The 16754-nt window shown below is 61.4% G+C and carries 12 protein-coding genes; 8 read left to right on the top strand and 4 right to left on the bottom strand.

Features of this window, described 5'->3' with window-relative positions; translation table 11 throughout:
• Window positions 1-141: 141 nt before the first annotated feature.
• From EYQ35_03255 to EYQ35_03270, 4 genes are all read right to left on the bottom strand, one after another.
• Window positions 142-1569, bottom strand: a complete 1428-nt coding sequence (locus EYQ35_03255) for a hypothetical protein (protein HIF63156.1) — start codon at window positions 1567-1569, stop codon at window positions 142-144.
• Between the two features lie 52 nt (window positions 1570-1621).
• Window positions 1622-4153, bottom strand: a complete 2532-nt coding sequence (locus EYQ35_03260) for a hypothetical protein (GenBank protein HIF63157.1) — start codon at window positions 4151-4153, stop codon at window positions 1622-1624.
• Window positions 4086-6125 (bottom strand): hypothetical protein, encoded by a 2040-nt coding sequence (locus EYQ35_03265; GenBank protein HIF63158.1) that lies wholly within the window; start codon window positions 6123-6125, stop codon window positions 4086-4088. The genes EYQ35_03260 and EYQ35_03265 overlap by 68 nt, the downstream gene beginning before the upstream one ends.
• An 81-nt stretch (window positions 6126-6206) precedes the next feature.
• On the bottom strand, window positions 6207-6638 hold the full coding sequence (locus EYQ35_03270) for a hypothetical protein (protein HIF63159.1): 432 nt from the start codon (window positions 6636-6638) through the stop codon (window positions 6207-6209).
• Between EYQ35_03270 and tilS the strand changes: the two genes are divergently transcribed.
• The 8 genes from tilS to EYQ35_03310 all read left to right on the top strand — a co-directional run bounded on the left by tilS (window position 6613) and on the right by EYQ35_03310 (window position 16747).
• Window positions 6613-8277: a tRNA lysidine(34) synthetase TilS gene (gene tilS, locus EYQ35_03275; GenBank protein ID HIF63160.1), complete on the top strand. Its 1665-nt coding sequence runs from the start codon at window positions 6613-6615 to the stop codon at window positions 8275-8277. The genes EYQ35_03270 and tilS overlap by 26 nt on opposite strands.
• Before the next feature lie 160 nt (window positions 8278-8437).
• Entirely contained in the window at window positions 8438-10267 is a 1830-nt protein-coding gene (locus tag EYQ35_03280) for an ATP-dependent metallopeptidase FtsH/Yme1/Tma family protein (GenBank protein ID HIF63161.1), read from the top strand.
• On the top strand, window positions 10194-11150 hold the full coding sequence (folP, locus tag EYQ35_03285) for a dihydropteroate synthase (GenBank protein HIF63162.1): 957 nt from the start codon (window positions 10194-10196) through the stop codon (window positions 11148-11150). Before EYQ35_03280 ends, folP begins: the two co-directional genes overlap by 74 nt.
• A 92-nt stretch (window positions 11151-11242) precedes the next feature.
• On the top strand, window positions 11243-12622 hold the full coding sequence (locus EYQ35_03290; GenBank protein ID HIF63163.1) for a phosphoglucosamine mutase: 1380 nt from the start codon (window positions 11243-11245) through the stop codon (window positions 12620-12622).
• Between the two features lie 9 nt (window positions 12623-12631).
• On the top strand, window positions 12632-13354 hold the full coding sequence (locus EYQ35_03295) for a pyridoxine 5'-phosphate synthase (GenBank protein ID HIF63164.1): 723 nt from the start codon (window positions 12632-12634) through the stop codon (window positions 13352-13354).
• A 1-nt stretch (window position 13355) separates the two neighbouring features.
• A complete protein-coding gene (locus tag EYQ35_03300) occupies window positions 13356-14969 on the top strand; it encodes an NAD(P)H-hydrate dehydratase (GenBank protein HIF63165.1) in 1614 nt (537 codons plus the stop codon).
• On the top strand, window positions 14950-15453 hold the full coding sequence (gene tsaE, locus EYQ35_03305; protein HIF63166.1) for a tRNA (adenosine(37)-N6)-threonylcarbamoyltransferase complex ATPase subunit type 1 TsaE: 504 nt from the start codon (window positions 14950-14952) through the stop codon (window positions 15451-15453). The genes EYQ35_03300 and tsaE overlap by 20 nt, the downstream gene beginning before the upstream one ends.
• Window positions 15454-15496: 43 nt before the next feature.
• Entirely contained in the window at window positions 15497-16747 is a 1251-nt protein-coding gene (locus EYQ35_03310; GenBank protein ID HIF63167.1) for an aspartate kinase, read from the top strand.
• Window positions 16748-16754: the final 7 nt, after the last annotated feature.

Consider the following 16754-nt stretch of genomic DNA (forward strand, 5'->3'; position numbering starts at 1 on the left):
GGGGATTATCGTCATCGTCCTCAAAGGGTCTCATAATCCCTAGGTCGTGAGTTCGAGTCTCACCTTCGCCACCATTTTTACGATAACCGGTTTTACGACAGCGCGCTGCCCGTTGGGCCGCTGGCTCGCCGCGAGGAAACGTCAGTCCCGGCCGAAGGCGCTGTCGTTGAGGTCAACGGCGATTTCCCAGGCCGTGTCGCCCAGGCAGTCAGTGTCCAGCGGATCCGCTACCAGGCAGTAGCCCAGGCCCGACTGGTCGTCACAGCGCGCAGGCTCAGCGTTGACCCTGGCCCTTAGCTTGTCGGTGCTTTGAGCCGTGTCGGCCAGGCAATCGGTTTCCAGGCCTGCTGCGAGGGCCTTGACCTCGCAGCGCGACAGCAGTCTCGTGATGCGAGTGACAGCCCGGGCGACTTTTCGCGCCAATAATTGCTGGCAGCGGCTCGCAGAGTCAGTGCCAGCCAAGGCGGTGGGCAGGTCAGGCGGGCTATCGCCGATGACGCCCGAGAGAAAATCACCGGTGAACACCTCCTGGCGACAACGCTGGCACTCAGCCGAGTCTGACATCGTCAAAATCTCAATATGTTCGCAAGGCGAAGCGCATTCAGCTTGCCAGTTCATGGAGTAGGGGGTCAGTCCCTTGCCGGCGCAGGTGCTATCGTCGCTACCACCGATCCGCTTGTCCAGGCGCAGGTCTGCTCTCGCGATGCCGAGGTCACGCGCGCCCGAGTCACAGGCCAGCCCATCGACCTCGTCGGTGTAACACTCGCTCCATTCCTTGATGACGTTCTTCGAGTATCTGGAAAATAATTTCGCCGTACGTGACTGGCAGGACACCCGTTGATCGATGGGTGCCAGGTCTCGCACCGTCGCCAGTACCAGCACCTGTACGGAAACCAAGGGCTCGTCGGGGTCGTTGCTGCTGACCTCAAGATCAACGAACTGGAATACGTCTGAAAGCGGAATGAAGTCCAGCTGTAGATCCACAGATTCGCCCACCTGGACGTCGAACGGCAGGGCCGGTCCGCTCACTACCAGGTCAGTCGGGCCTCCCGGCGCGAGGCCGAAATCAGACACCGTCAGCGCCTGGCTGGAACCATTGTTGTAGACCGTCAGCACCGCGGAACTGCTGTCGCCCACCTCGGCCGACATGCTGATAGAAACAGGCGACAAGCGAATGTCGAGAGGCTCAAGGCAAGTGGCCACCATGGGGGTTATCCACTGATCATAGCCGGTGGGCGCGTCGAGAGCTGTAAAGTAATCAGCGCAGGAGTATCCGGGCAGGGTCTCCCATGTCAGGAGCTCGTCAAGATTGCTGAACCCATCCCCGTCGCTGTCAATCGCCTCGACATCCTCCAGCGACTGCTCGATGCTCTTGCCCAGGTAGAGGTGCTGCTGCACCGAACCTCCATATAGATTGCGAGCACCGGTTCCTGCCCACTTTAAATGGCAAACCCCACAGGCGTCGAGGTTAGATTCATCGGCGATGGAATACCGGGCCTTGAGAGTCTCAAAGTAGGTAGGCCTGGCCTCAACGCCGCCTACGCTGGCCATCAGAAAGGCTGCAGCCACCGCGAGCAGCGCAATTTTCCCTGCAAGTTCTCTTTTGCAAAGCGCGATCATGTCAGGGCCTCAGCTCCGCAAATGACGTCGAAACCATCGCCGGCGCAAGGTCAGAGACTGCGGCCTCAACACAGGACGCCGCAGCTGCCGCGTCGTTGCCCGAGGCGCAACCTGGTAGCACACCCGTGTCGTCACAGTGCTTGATTATCTTGCGCGCCGATTTTGCCGCCGCCCGGGATATGCGCCCCTCGGGGTCGGTGTTGCAGTCGAGCGGGCCTCCGCCCGGGTTCTTGAGCTTATTTTTCTCACAGCGTGCAAGCTCTTTTGTCCAACGCCAGGACAGCGACGTCGAAGCAGTAGCGAGCGCCCGCTGGCAGACGTCGGGAGCGCCAGGTCCGCTCGCAGCGGGGAGCGAGGGCGGTATCACGCCATAAGCCGATTCCATTGCCGCCCCTATGAGTTGGTCGGCCAGGCAGCGATTGCAGTCGGCCAGGTCACTCGCGTCGAACAGCAGTTCTCCGGCACAGGGCGCAGGACACCAGCCGGGGTGCCCGAGCGAGGCCGGTGTTAATCCCGCTCCAGCGCAAAACCTGTCCCCGGCACCGCCCAGCTTGGATTCGAGCGTGGCCCTTGCCGTGGCTATCTTGGCCGAGAGAAAGGGCCCATCGCACGTCAGCCCACCGGCTTCGAGATAGAAACACTTGCTCCATTGTCGCAGAGCCTTCTTGAAATAACGCGAGCCTGTTTTCCACGAATTCAACGAACAACGTGCGAGCTTATCCTCGTCGGTCTCTACCACGACCCGCGCCATCTCTACCGGCAGGGATCGATTGTAGGTGTTCCAGAGGTCGTAAAGTATAGGTCCGGCTGCGTTGGTTACGTTTTCGTCACGCAGAAACTCTATGTATTCACGCGTCGCCGTCTGGTAGTAAAGCGACACTTCGGCCTTCACTGCGCCTGCACCCACGGGGTAGACAACGTCTTCCCAGTACTGCCCCTCGGGATAGTCGTCGGGCACCGGCGTGGCATCGACCGCGTCGTACTGGGCCTTGACCCAGCCCCTGGGTGGAATGCGATTGTCGTGCTCCCTCACGTTGGCCAGGGCGAGGTGCTGGGTGGTGCCAGGCACTATGCCCAGCAGGGCGGCAAGCGCGGGGGAGGTGGCGTGCAGGGCTTCCCATGTGTGCAGTGAAGCGTCGTAGTCAGGGTCGCCCAGCTCCGCGTGAACACCCGGCAACTCGGCCTCGGCGAAGTCGTAGCGTCCCGATTCAAACACGACATTGCGGTCCCCGTCGTAAGCGCGCACGTGCAACCACATTCGACGTCCTTCTGGATAACCGGTGGGCAACTTGTGGCCTGTTTCGTTCTGAACTCGCACCGTGAGCTGCCCCGTAGCGATGGTTGCGGTCACGGTGGCCGCCTTGCGCAGGAAATCCCGGTTACGCTCGGCGCCTTCCAGCAATAACTCAGCGTCGACCTCGGGCCCGAACACCGGATGATGAGGAATGATGGACAGGGCAAAGGTGTTAGCACCCAGGAACTGGTGCAGGGGGAGGTCGTCTCGACTGCCGGCGTCCAGGGCGTCAATCCCGCTGACGTCGGGCATGTGGCAATCCTGGCAGGTCGATACCTCTGTCTTGTTGCCGCCGAACTGCGGTGCGTGCACCGTCCCGCTAGCGTAATCACTGTGCAGCCACTCGCTGTACGTGTTCTGCTCCGGGAACGACAGGGCCGGATCACCGGGTTCGTCGAGGGCATTGGCAACGTACTCACCACTCAAGTCCCTGCTGTAGAGCGGGACATAGACGTTGTGGCAGGTGCCGCAAAGTTCGGATTGCTGGTGGTAGGGTGACACCAGGGTCTCGGAAGCCGGAGCGTGGGGGTTGAAACCAAGGTCTGCTTCCACGTCGAAAGGGCCCCGCAGGCGTTCCTCCGGGTCAATGATCATCTGGGCGCTGCCGGTTACCACTACCGGCTCGGTCAGGGCCGCGAGGATGGCGGCGTCTTCAGCTGGAGAACCGGGGCCGGGCGTCGGGTCTACCATGCGGTGACATACCGAGCATTGGACACCGTGGCGGTCATCGGCCGTCATCATGCTGCCGTCGGGAGCCGCCGAACGGCCCTCCAACCAGCCCCGGCTTAAATGGCAACGAAGGCAGGGCTCGCCGGCGTTATCGGCATCCTGGTTGGCGATCGCCACTGCAGCCCACATCAGGGGGTCGCGAGCAGCCTGGCCCATCATCGAACCCTCCCAGTTGCGAAAAGGCTCGACCTCGGGAGAGCCGTAATCAGAGTGGCAGGGAGTACAATCGTCGGGAGTCGAGAGGCCATCGACTATCGACAGTGGCTGTGTCCCGGGCATGAAAAAATCAGCCGTGGTCGTCGGCATCTGGGCGCCGGCCAACGATGGCAGGCAGAGCAACGCGCACAGCAAAGCGCAAAAAACCGGGAACAGCAGTGCTGCTCCCGGCTTCTTGCGAATTACCGTTAGTGCCGCATGTTCGGGCGGCAGGAAAGTCGACTTTTTACGGACAGGCAGGGAACCCTCCTGAATCAGTAGTATCGGTAAACTTGGTGGGGAAGACATTTCCACTGAAGCAGTTCAACCCGGCGGCTCCATCGTGGGCGTAGATTATATCCTTCGCGAGCGACGGAAGCGGCAAATCGGGCGCAGCCCCGTTACCTCCAGCCACGTTGTAGGTAACGGCGTTACCCGAAAGCGCCTGGTCAGCGCTAATGGACGTGAACGTGCCCGGCGCAAAAACATTAGTGGCTTCCTGGTCAAGCAAGATGACACCGGCCGAGTTGTTGTCCAGCATCAAGTTGTGGTGAAAGTCCGTGTCCTGCACGGATATCACCAACATTCCGGTCCCCACCGGGATGTTGCCGACCAGGCCGGCCCCGATGTTGGGTATGTTGTTGTTGACCGTCACGTTGTAGGAGATGTCGTTATCGACAACCAACTGCACCGGGAGGTCAGGCAACTTGAAGATGGCCAGCCCGCCCGAGTTGTCAAAGGTGAGGTTGTTCTGCACCACGCCATAAGACGAGTTCTCCAGCTCTATGCCGGCCGGGTTATTGTAGGCGTCACAGTAGCGGATCACCACGTTGGTCGACTGGCCGACGTAGATTCCTGCGTCAGTAACATTCCGACCTACCGAGGTCTCTACGACCACGTTGTTGCTCTGCACCGGGAAGATACCGTAAGTCGAGTTAGGCGGGGTACCGCCGTCGCCTATGACGTCACGGAAGGTGACTCCTTCGGCACCGCTGACAAAAATCCCGTTCTCGTCCCAGTTTTCAGTGACCAGGCTCTGGAACTCAAGACCATCGACCTCGACGGCAAAGACACCGTTGGCAAAAGGACCCACTCCCGAAGGCCGCCGCAACAACGGGCGACTGTCGGTGGCAGCACCGCAACCCACGAGCGCAAGACCATCGCGCGAACCAGGGTCTGCGTGGTCGACCACGCAGGTGCCGGGCGAAGTGCAATCACCGTCCGTCGAACATGCTATGCCATTATCAACCCCACCGGAGCATTTACGAACAGCCGATATCAAGATCTCGTCTTCGTAGGTTCCCGGAAGAATAAGGATCTTGTCGCCGGTAGCCGCTGAGTCGACGGCCGCCTGCAGGGACTCGCCCTCGGCCACCAGGGCCGCTGCGGATTCGTTGTAGACCTGGTCCAGTATGCCGAGCCAGGTGTTTTCGCTGGTGCAGTACAGGCAATCGATCAGGCCCGCCGTGGTGGTGGTGCCGGGGCAGGAACGCATCGAGATCAGAAAGCCCAGCGGCCCCTCGGCCAACTGCTTGCCCGGTATATCACTACAACTTTTATTTATGCCCTTGGCGAGCTTTTCGCGGGCCTTGGAATAGCCCTTGGCTGCCTTGACGTCGCTGGGGTCAACCCAGGCGCCAGCCACGCGAGAGCCGACACAGGTAGCACCGTCTACAGCCACTTTGCCCAGGCATTTGGTGGTGGTCTTGGATATTCCCGTGAGATACTTCACGGCCGACTTGGCAACGGTCTTGCCGCATTTCTCCGAAGAGCTCTTGAGTATGCCTCCCGGCACACCGTGCGTAATGCCGAGAAAAAGGTCAGCTAGGACCGCGTTCTGGCCCAGCACGCACTGGCCGATAATGTTCTCGTCGGTCTGAGCTCCGTAGAATCCGCCGAGCGCCGCCTGGGCAGTGTCATCTCCACAGGCTTTGGCAATGCTGGACTCGGACTTGAGCGCGATTTTCTGAATCTTGCTCTGGCCTTTCGCGTCCGGACAGAGAACCGGCTCGTTCTTCGACAGGCATTTACTCTCGGCCCCGACCCTGATTTTGAGGAATTTGGCAACCGACTTGAGTATTGCCGCGTGGCATTTTTCGCCATCAGGCCCAGGCCCCGCGATAGTAGGAGTAGCCACGTCGGCGCAGCTGTGGAGGCCGCTTGTATCAAGCGCCTGCACCTGCCCTGCGGCAAGAAAAATAAGTGAAAAGAAGATGAGACCGGCGACTTTTTTCATTGAGTTTCCCCTTGGACGCGGAGAACGGCTCCGCGTGCTCGACAATGACATCTCGGATGTAGTTGTGTCAAGGGTGAAGCCCCCCCGGATGGGGGCTTTCTGTGCGAAAAACACTATAAAAACGCTGGTTGGCTACTCTGTTACTGAAAGCAAGGCGCGCAGACCAGCTGCGTCAGTCTCACGAGCCACGTACGAACGCAGTTGCCCTGCTTCGATCCGGTAACGCAGGGTCCTGACTTGAGTAGGCCCGTCCAGATCGGCGCGGGAAGGGGGGTCATTCTGCGAAAAATCTTGTAATTCGTAAGCAAAAGCCACATCCAGCCCAGCTGGATCCAGGTCTACTGTCTCCATGCGCTCGAGTGACGGGAGCAGAACCGAGCCCCAGAGCAGCTTGTCGGCGATCTTGGGGCCGCTGACGCCCAGGTCGAGAAGCAAACCGGTATCAACGTCTATCTGAAGGAAATCTGCCCCGTAAACACTGGACGGACCCACGACTTTGACCTCCGTGGACAGCACGGCGCCTGCCTTGAGGCTGTTGATGAGCAGGTTCGCCTGCAACGCCACGGCATCTCCTCCCCACTCCTCGGCGGTGAGCGCGAGCGCTTCGGCCAGGCGGTTCACAGCCCGCCTGGTTGCTTCGCCCTGTTGGAGATCGGGCGGGGAATTAGTGGTGGCCAGCTCATCGGCATCCCCCGGTATCGCAGAGGCCAGTAGCAACACGGTAAGAATTATCGAGATTTTCATGGTCCACGATGCTGTCACAGCCCGCGCGGCCTTGCCACGGCGAGTGGGGCACGCGAATAATACTGTCGGTCCTGACGTGAAAAGACACGGTAAATTGATGTTTGGATTATTGCCAACTGTTGAAGCGGCTGCGCGGCGCGCCGACATGGAGGGCAAAGGTGTGCTCGTGGCGGTATCGGGTGGCGGCGACTCAATGGCACTGCTGGAACTCTTGCTGGAGCTTGCCGACAAGTGTGATCTTAAACTCGAAGTAGCTTTTGTCGACCACGGCTGCCGCGAAGATGTCCAGTCAGAACTCGAACTGGTCGAGGCCCGCGCCCTGGCAGCGGGCTTGCCGTTTTTCTGCTTGCGCGTGAAAGCGGGGGCGCAAGCCAACGAGGCTCGGCTGCGGGAGCTGCGGTATTCGGCGCTTCTTGGCTGCGCCGACGAACGAGGATTGCAACTGGTAGCCACGGGCCACAACAGCGACGACCAGGCCGAGACCATTCTCATGAACCTGTTCCGAGGCGGGGGACTGCGCGCTCTCGGCGGCATGCGCGACGCTCGCGGTCGCGTGGTCCGGCCCTTGCTCGATGTGAGGCGCAGCGCGTTGCGCGAGCTTCTCAAGAGCCGTGGTGTCGCGTGGGCCGAAGATCCGAGCAACAGCAGCGACCGCTTTCTGCGCAATCGCATACGCGGGCGGGTGCTGCCGATCGTCGAGCGCGAGGTGGGCCAACACGTTGCCCGGCGGTTGGCAGAAGACGCATCGCGCTTGCGACTGGAGGACGACTACCTGCAAGGCGAGGCCTCGCGCTACAGGTTGTGGGTTGCGGGAAGTGAAGCCGATGCTGTTCTTGACCTCGCCGCCTTCGACCGAGTACCACCGGCGCTGCGCTGGAGGGTGTTGCGTTCCTGGCTGCTCGAGACCGGCGGGCCACGGAGTCCGACTGCACGCCAACTGGAGCTGCTGGAAAAACTTAGCAGCCGGCGCGATGGCAGTGCCGAACTGGACATGCCGGGGCGGCCAGTGTTGCGGGAATACGGCCAACTGCGGCGCGTCCGGCTGTCGGTGAACGCCCTTGATTTCAACCTGGTACTCGACCCGCGCAGCGACGCGGCCGTTGAAGACCCTGCGGGAAGGTGGTCGATAGCCGTAGATCGGAAGGTTGCTGAGCCCCAGCGAAAATCGATACTTGAGCAGGCCGTGAACGCATCGCGCACTCACTTGCTGCGTGGCGACATTTCCGTACGTCCCCACAGGAATGGAGACCGTATTCGCCTAGCCACTGGCGGACACGCGCTGGTGAGCGATCTGCTGGGAGAGCTCAAAGTGCCGAGAGCCATGAGAGGGGGATGGCCCGTAATGGAACAGGCAGCCAGCTTGCTGTGGGTGCCTGGATTGCTTGCCGACCCTGGGCTGGCGACAAACTCCAGCGACGATTCATTGCTGCTGAGTTGGAAGCGGAAGCCGGGGTTTTGAGCTGCCGGGCTCGTGGTTACGCGCTCAAACTCGCGCGAATCGGGGCTATTTGCTTGTTGCCGGTCGTTAACGCACGTGATAGCTTCGCCGAGAACTTCAGCATCCGGGGGCGCCTGCCCAGGCGCTGTCCAAGGTCAGTAAAAGGATTAAGCTACAGAATATGAACCAGTTTTCTCGTAACATCGCTCTCTGGCTAGTCCTGGGCCTCATGGTCGTCCTGCTGTTCAATATGTTTCAGGGCCAGCAGCAGACCGATGAAAAGGTCATATACAGCGATTTCATCGAAGAGCTGCAGGCGGGTAGGGTAGACCAGGTTACCCTGCAGGGAGACCAGATAAGCGGCACGATGGATGGCGGTCGCAATTTCACCACCTACGGGCCGCTCGACGATGCAGTTGACGAAATCAAGGCCGTAGACGTACCCTTCGAGGTAAAGCCCCAGGCCAACGAACCCTGGTACGTCATCCTACTGGTGCAATGGTTCCCTATGCTGCTCCTGGTCGGCGTGTGGATTTTTTTCATGCGACAGATGCAGATGGGTGGCGGCAAAGCCATGTCCTTCGGTAAGAGCCGCGCCCGGTTGCTGAACGAGAACGAGCAGAAAGTAACCTTCGGCGACGTGGCGGGAATAGACGAAGCCAAGGAAGAACTCGAAGAAATCATCGCCTTCCTGCGCGACCCCAAGAAGTTCACACGCCTGGGCGGCCGCATACCCAAAGGAGTACTGCTGGTCGGCGCGCCGGGCACCGGCAAGACACTGTTGGCACGGGCCGTGGCTGGCGAAGCTGGCGTCCCCTTTTACTCGATCTCCGGCTCTGACTTCGTCGAGATGTTCGTGGGGGTAGGGGCTTCGCGCGTGCGCGACCTCTTCGTACAAGGCAAGAAAAACGCGCCCTGCATAATCTTCATCGATGAGATAGACGCGGTCGGTCGCCACCGCGGGGCGGGCCTCGGCGGTGGGCACGACGAACGGGAACAGACTCTCAACCAGTTGCTGGTCGAGATGGACGGTTTCGAATCCAACGAGGGCGTAATCCTGGTGGCGGCCACAAACCGACCAGACGTACTCGATCCTGCCTTGTTACGCCCTGGACGTTTCGACCGACGCATCGTCGTGCCACAACCCGACGTCCGTGGCAGGACCGGGATTCTCAAGGTACATACCCGCAAGGTCCCGCTGGGCGACGACGTAGACCTTAGCGTCATAGGACGCGCCACGCCGGGTTTCAGTGGTGCCGATCTTGAGAGCCTGGTCAACGAGGCCGCCCTTCAGGCAGCCCGCGAGAATAAGGACGCGGTCTGTCAGCCTAATTTCGACCATGCCAAGGACAAGATTCTCATGGGCAGCGAGAGGCGCAGCCTCGTAATGACCGACGAAGAAAAACGCAACACGGCTTACCACGAGTCAGGTCACGCCCTGATCGCCGCGTTGTTGCCAGGTGCAGACCCGGTGCACAAGGTCACGATCATACCCAGGGGCATGGCCCTCGGACTGACCCAGCAGATTCCGGTCGAAGACCGTCATTCCTACAACCGGCGTTACTTGAACAACAACCTCGTCATCCTTTACGGCGGCAGGGTGGCCGAAGAAATTGTCATGGATGAAGTGACGACAGGCGCCGGCAATGACCTTGAGAGGGCAACGGAGCTGGCGCGAAAAATGGTCTGCGAGTGGGGAATGAGCGAATCCATGGGGCCAGTTACCTACAGCACACCAAACGAAGAAGTCTTCCTGGGGATGGACATCACGCAGCGGCGCGAGTACTCCGAGGCTACCGCGGGCAACATAGACGCGGAGGTCAGGAACATCCTCTCGGGAGCTTACAAGAAAGCGCGTAAGATACTCGACGAGCACCTCGCGATCCTGCACAAGATGGCAGCAGCCTTGCTGGAGCACGAAGTACTGGACAACACCGATATCCAGAAGCTTCTCAGGGAAGGTGGGGTCGAGCCGCCCGTGGTTCCCGAGCCGGCACCCGTGCCAGCCTGAAAACCGGCCATTGAGCAACGACGAAGAGCCGCTGCTACGCAAGCTGGCCACGGCCAGGGGCCCCTTGTCCTTGGCCGACCGTCCGCTGCTGGTCGGCATTCTCAACCTGACACCTGATTCGTTTTCGGATGGGGGCCGCTTCTCTGGCCCCGAGGAAGCCGTCGATGCCGCTCTTGAAATGGTCGAACTGGGCGCGGACGTAATCGACGTTGGCGGGGAGTCTACGCGCCCGGGTGCCACGCCCGTTGACGAGGACGAAGAACTCGCGCGGATCTTACCGGTTGTTCGTGAACTCGGGCAACAGGCAAACCTACTCTTCTCAATTGATACCGTGCGCGCCGCTGTAGCCCGGCAGGCACTGGACTGCGGCGCCGCGATCGTCAACGACGTGTCAGCCTGCCGCTGGGACGGGGACATGTTTTCGCTGGTGGCGAAAGCCGGGGCAGGCCTGGTGTTGATGCACAGCCCAGGGCGGCCCGAAGTCATGATGGAACTGGCGAACTACGGACAGGTAGTTACCGAAGTCAGCGATTTTCTGGACGAGAGATGCCGCCTGGCTGTCGAAGCGGGCGTCGCCGCGAACGCGCTTATCGTGGACCCTGGCCTGGGCTTCGGTAAACAACTGGACGACAACCTGGAGCTGGCGGCCAATTTCAAGAAGCACTGGCAGGGCGATCAACCCGTCATGCTCGGACCCTCGCGCAAGCGCTGGCTGGGCGAGGTGTGCGACATCGAGCGCGCATCCGAGCGAGACACCGCCACCGCGGCAGCAGCCGCGCTTGCCGCTTTCAGCGGCGTGGAGCTGATCCGCACCCATGACCCGGGCTCTACCCTGCAGGCGGTTAAGCTCGGCGCCGCGCTGCGCAGGCACAGGGGAACCTGAAACAGGAGCTGGAGGTGCGGTAAGCCCCGGTTTCTGCGATACAATGACGGCAAGCCGGAACTCGGTTATCAAGCGACAAGGGAGACCACGGAATGACAGGTGAGAAAAACGACAACGGCGTTCGCCGCATGTTCGGCACTGACGGCGTCAGGGGCGTGGCCAACATAGAACCGATGACCCCCGAGACCGTTCTGCGCCTGGGCCGCGCGGTAGGCCGATTCTTTCAAACCGACGGCGATCGGCAACACAAGGTTCTCATCGGCAAGGATACCCGGGTGTCTGGCTACATGATCGAAACCGCGCTCGCCTCGGGGCTCACCTCTATGGGCGTCGACGTGTTGCTCGTGGGACCGATGCCGACACCGGGGATAGCATTTCTGACGCGAAGCATGAGGGCCGACGCCGGGGTCTCGATATCTGCTTCGCACAACCCCTTTGAAGATAACGGCATCAAGTTCTTCGGACCCGATGCGTTCAAGCTTCCCGACGCCGACGAAACGCTGATCGAAGAACTCATGCTCGGCAGCGAAATCGACCGCATGCGCCCAACGGCCGGCGCCATTGGAAAAGCCCGACGAGTAGACGATGCCGACGGGCGCTACAACGTTTTTCTCAAATCAGCGGTGCCCCGGGGTCGAACCCTGGCTGGATTCCGGCTCGTGGTCGACTGTGCCAACGGCGCTGCGTACCGCGTTGCCCCCGCGGTACTCGAGGAACTCGGCGCCGAGGTGGTGGCCATTGGTGACCAGCCCGACGGCTTTAACATCAACGAGGGCTGCGGGGCGATGTACACCGACCTTTTGCGGGAGCGCGTCCTCCGAGAGGGCGCCCACGCAGGCATAGCTCTCGACGGCGACGCCGACAGGGTTATCATGGTCGACGAACTCGGCGCCGAGGTGGACGGTGACCGCATGATGGCGATACTGGCCACCCATATGAAACAAAGCGGGTTGCTGCGAGGCGACGCTGTTGTGGGCACGGTGATGAGCAACCTCGGGCTCGAGGTGTACCTCAAGGAACAGGGAATCGGGCTCCAGCGAGCCAACGTTGGCGATCGTTACGTCGTAGAAATGATGAAAGAAACCGGCTGTAATCTCGGCGGAGAGCAGTCGGGACACTTGATCTGCCTCGACAACACGACGACCGGCGACGGCATGATCTCAGCGCTGTCTGTGCTCGTCGCCATGCAGGAAGCCGACAAGCCGCTGTCGGAACTCCACGCCCCCATAAACAGATATCCGCAAGTGCTCATAAACGTCGCCGTCCAGGAGAAGAGCGACCTCGCCGAGGAGGCGGATATCTGTTCGGCCATTGACAGCGCGCGCGACGCACTGGGCGAACAGGGGCGGGTGCTTGTGCGCTACTCGGGCACCCAGGCGTTGGCCCGGGTCATGGTCGAGGGCTCCGAACACAGCGCAGTAGAAGAGCACGCGCGTGCCATAGCCGACGCCATCCAGGCGCGGCTGGGTTGAGAAGGGCAGGTGGCAGAGGTCAGCCTCGGCGTAAACGTCGACCACGTGGCCACCATACGCCAGGCCCGAGGAACTGATTACCCGGACCCGGTCGAAGCTGCCCTGGCCGCCGAGCGAGCCGGTGCCAGCAGCATCACTGTTCACCTGCGCGAAGATCGTCGGCACATAAACGACAGCGACGTGGCGAGAATGGCACTGGCAATCAATACCAAGCTGAACCTGGAAATGGCGGCCACCGACGAGATGATTGACATCGCCGCTGCGCTCAAGCCCGCTGACGTCTGCCTGGTGCCCGAACGGCGCGAAGAGCTCACCACCGAAGGTGGACTGGCTGTGCGCGGGCGCGAAAAAGAGCTGGCACCGCGACTCGCCCGGCTCGCGGATGCGGGCGTAAAGGTGAGCCTTTTTATCAACCCCGACCTCGACGAAATAAGCGCAGCGAGGGATAGCGGTGCCCCGGTCATAGAACTTCACACTGGGCGCTACGCCGATGCCAACGGAGAGCGGGCCGCCCTTGAACTCGAATTACTGCACAGGGCAGCGTTGCACGCCGTGGAGCTTGGGCTGCAGGTCAACGCCGGCCATGGACTGACTGTGGCCAACGTGGGCGCCGTTGCAGCCCTTCCCGGGCTGGTGGAGCTCAACATTGGTCACAGTATCGTAGCCAGGGCCATTTTCCTCGGCATCGAGGGCGCCGTTGGCGAAATGATCGCTGCCATGGGGAGTAACTGAAGTGTCCTGGCCTGTCGTCGGAAGGGCGGCGGCCGCCGCCATCGAAGAGGCTACGATAGCCGCCGGCATGCCTGCACTTGAGCTGATGGAAAACGCTGGTGCCGCCCTTGCGGCAGCGGCAGCGGTCTGGCTGCCCCGCGACGGATCCGAAATCTCCGGGCAGGCGGCAACCGTCTTGGTGCTCTGCGGCAATGGCAACAACGGTGGCGATGGATTAGTGGCAGCGCGCCTGCTCAAAAGCGCCGGCAGGAGTGTTGCGGTGGTTCTCTGTTGCGGTAGACCGCGATCGGGTAGTGGCGCCGAGAACAACCTCGCTATATGGGAGGGCGCCGGCGGTGAAACCCTGGACGCTGCCGATGCGCTCGAATTCCTGACAGAAGAAAGCGCTGATGGCTGCGCGGTGGCCGTGGACGCAATTTTTGGTACTGGGCTCAATCGCGACCTGGCTGGCGAAACAGCAGAGCTGGTAACCGCGCTCAACGCGTCGGGCCTCCCCGTGGTAGCCGCCGACATCCCGTCAGGGCTCTGCTGTGACAGCGGGCGGCCACTCGGCGTGGCCGTTATCGCCGACACGACCGTTACCTTTGGTTGCGCCAAGCGCGGTCTCTTCCTCGGCGATGGCCCCAACCATGGAGGTCGCGTGAAGGTGGCGGACATCGGGCTGCTGGAACCCGCTTTCACAGGAGTGCTGCCCGACGCCCACACAATCGACGCCGAACGCTGTGGTGAGACCTTGCCCCTGCGCCACCGCAGCATCCACAAGGGCGAACTGGGCCACGTACTCATCGTCGGAGGCTCGAGCGGCAAATCCGGCGCGGTGGTTCTCGCTGGCACCGCGGCGCTGCGCTGCGGGGCAGGACTCGTAACCCTGGCCGTGCCCTCGAGCCTGGCGGCTGTCGTTGACGGGGCACTGGCCGAGACCATGACCCGCGAGCTTGCGGACGAGGGGGGGCAGCTGGCCGAGGGCGCGTGGGACGGGCTGCGCGAAGGCATCAGCAACTACGATTCGGTGGTGCTGGGCCCCGGACTGGGGACCGGTCCGGGAGCAATCGACCTGGTCTTCTCCTTGATCGATTCTTACGCGGGCCCTCTACTCCTCGACGCCGACGCGCTCAACGTGCTCGCCGAATCCGCTGACAGGGGACGCGAAGCATTGCTGGCGAGATCGAGAAACGGAGCGACTTCGGCAGTTATGACTCCGCACCCGGGTGAGATGGCACGGCTGCTGGGCAGCTCTGTGGCCGAGGTCCAACGCGACCGGCTTTCGGCGGCCACCGGCTATGCCAGCAGCAACCACGTGGTCATGGTGCTCAAGGGTGCCGCCACTGTTGTCTGCGCCGAAGCGCGTACGGCTTTTAACCTGTCGGGAAATCCGGGCATGGCCAGTGCCGGAATGGGAGACGTGCTCGCCGGGGTGATCGGCACCTTGCAGGCCCAGATTTCTGACAGCTTCGAGGCAGCCGCAGCCGGCGTGTTTTTGCACGGGCTGGCCGGCGACCGCTTGGAGGTTGTACTCGGCGATTGCGGCTACCTGGCGTCAGACCTGGCAAACGAACTGCCCCTGGCCATGACTTCTATCAGGCACGGTAACGGTGATGACCACGGATACGAGTAGCGGACAGCAGATCCAGCTGCGCGTAGACAGCGAAGCGGCCACCGAGGACCTGGCGCGCAAGCTCGCTTCGGCACTGGACGAGGGCTGCGTTGTTGGCCTGTCAGGTCGACTCGGAGCGGGTAAAACAGTGTTTTGTCGGGGCCTCGCGGAGGGTCGGGGGGTTGACCCACGAGAGGTGTCGAGTCCGAGTTTCGTGTATCTGCAGTCCTACGACGGCGACAGCGGCCCTTTTCATCACGCCGACCTTTATCGCCTCGGGTCCATGGACGATGCTGCTATAGAAGAAGCGATCGACGGAACCGGCCTGCAACACGTTCTGGGCGCTGCGGGGCTCGCGGCCGTGGAGTGGTGGGAATTCTACAGGGGGCCTCTCCCTCAAAAGCTCGTAACCGTTGAAATTGCCGTGGAAAACGCGGAGTATAGGTCGATTGAACTTAAATTTGCTGGGCAGGGGCTGCAGCGCGCACTGGATGCCGTGAGCTGAACGGGCGGCCGGCAGCGCTCGCGCCTTACTGGCGCGAAAGATAATGTCCACGGTAGAAAGAACAGTACAAAAATACGGAGGGACCTCGCTCGGAGATCTCGACCGCATTCGAGCGGTAGCCGCAAGGGTAAAACGCAGCTGGGAACAGGGCCTTAATGTCGCAGTGGTCGTTTCGGCCATGAGCGGAGAAACCAACCGGCTGCTGGAACTGGCGCGCTCGCTGTCCGGCGAACCCGACACCCGCGAACTCGACGTGTTGCTTTCAACAGGCGAACAAGTGTCGTGTGCGCTGCTGTCACTGGCACTCAAGGACCAAGGCGTGCCGGCCGAATCCCTGCTCGGCCACCAGATTCGCATCTCCACCGATTCTGCGCACGGTAAAGCGCGAATCCAGTCGATCAAGGTTTCGCGTATCGAGCGCGCTTTTGAAGAACGCAAGGTGGTAGTGGTCGCGGGGTTTCAGGGCATCGATTCAGATGACAACATTACCACTCTCGGCCGCGGTGGTTCTGACACCACGGCGGTGGCCCTAGCCGCGGCCCTGGGCGCGGCTAGCTGCGACATCTGCACCGATGTAGATGGTGTTTACACCACCGATCCACGGACTTGCGACCAGGCCGTGCGGCTGGAAAAAATTTCCTACGACGAGATGCTCGAACTGGCGGGGCTCGGTGCAAAGGTGTTGCAGATAAGAGCAGTCGAGTGCGCTAAGCGCTACGGCGTCAAGCTACGGGTGCGCTCCAGTTTTGGCGACGATGAGGGCACCTGGGTTGTACCCGAGGAGGAAGGCATGGAAGAAGTTCTGGTATCCGGGGTCGCGTTTGACCGTGACCAGGCGAAAATTACCGTCAAGTTGGTACCCGATACACCGGGGCTGGCTGCGTCACTTTTCGGCCCGCTCGCCGAGAGGGGCGTCGTCGTGGACATGATAGTCCAGAATGTAAGTGCAGACGGACACACCGATCTCACTTTCACGGTTTCCGGCGAGGATTTTTCGGCTGCGGCCAAGCTCGTCCAGGAGGTCGCCGAGAAGGTCGGAGCCGGAGGCGTCGACAGCAGCGATACCGTCGCCAAGGTGTCGGTGGTGGGCCTGGGAATGCGCAACCACGCCGGTGTCGCGGCGCGTATGTTCGAGGTGCTGTCAAACGCCGGCGTAAACATCCAGATGATCTCGACCTCGGAAATCAAGATCTCCGTCGTTATCGAGAGAGACGATGTCGACAAGGCGGTGAAGCTGCTGCACGAAGCCTTCGTCGAAGACCCCGGCTCGCTGGCCGAAAGCAAGCCCGCGTAAGGACCAG

Source organism: Candidatus Binatota bacterium (assembly GCA_012960245.1).
Lineage (GTDB): Bacteria > Desulfobacterota > Binatia > UBA1149 > UBA1149 > UBA1149.

What these genes read in the sequence shown, in the direction of transcription:
- EYQ35_03265 (HIF63158.1), bottom strand. Translation starts at nt 6,125, where the DNA reads ATGTCATTGTCGAGCACGCGGAGCCGTTCTCCGCGTCCAAGGGGAAAC.
- EYQ35_03290 (HIF63163.1), top strand. Translation starts at nt 11,243, where the DNA reads ATGACAGGTGAGAAAAACGACAACGGCGTTCGCCGCATGTTCGGCACT.
- tilS (HIF63160.1), top strand. Translation starts at nt 6,613, where the DNA reads ATGAGCAGGTTCGCCTGCAACGCCACGGCATCTCCTCCCCACTCCTCG.
- EYQ35_03310 (HIF63167.1), top strand. Translation starts at nt 15,497, where the DNA reads ATGTCCACGGTAGAAAGAACAGTACAAAAATACGGAGGGACCTCGCTC.
- EYQ35_03280 (HIF63161.1), top strand. Translation starts at nt 8,438, where the DNA reads ATGAACCAGTTTTCTCGTAACATCGCTCTCTGGCTAGTCCTGGGCCTC.
- tsaE (HIF63166.1), top strand. Translation starts at nt 14,950, where the DNA reads ATGACCACGGATACGAGTAGCGGACAGCAGATCCAGCTGCGCGTAGAC.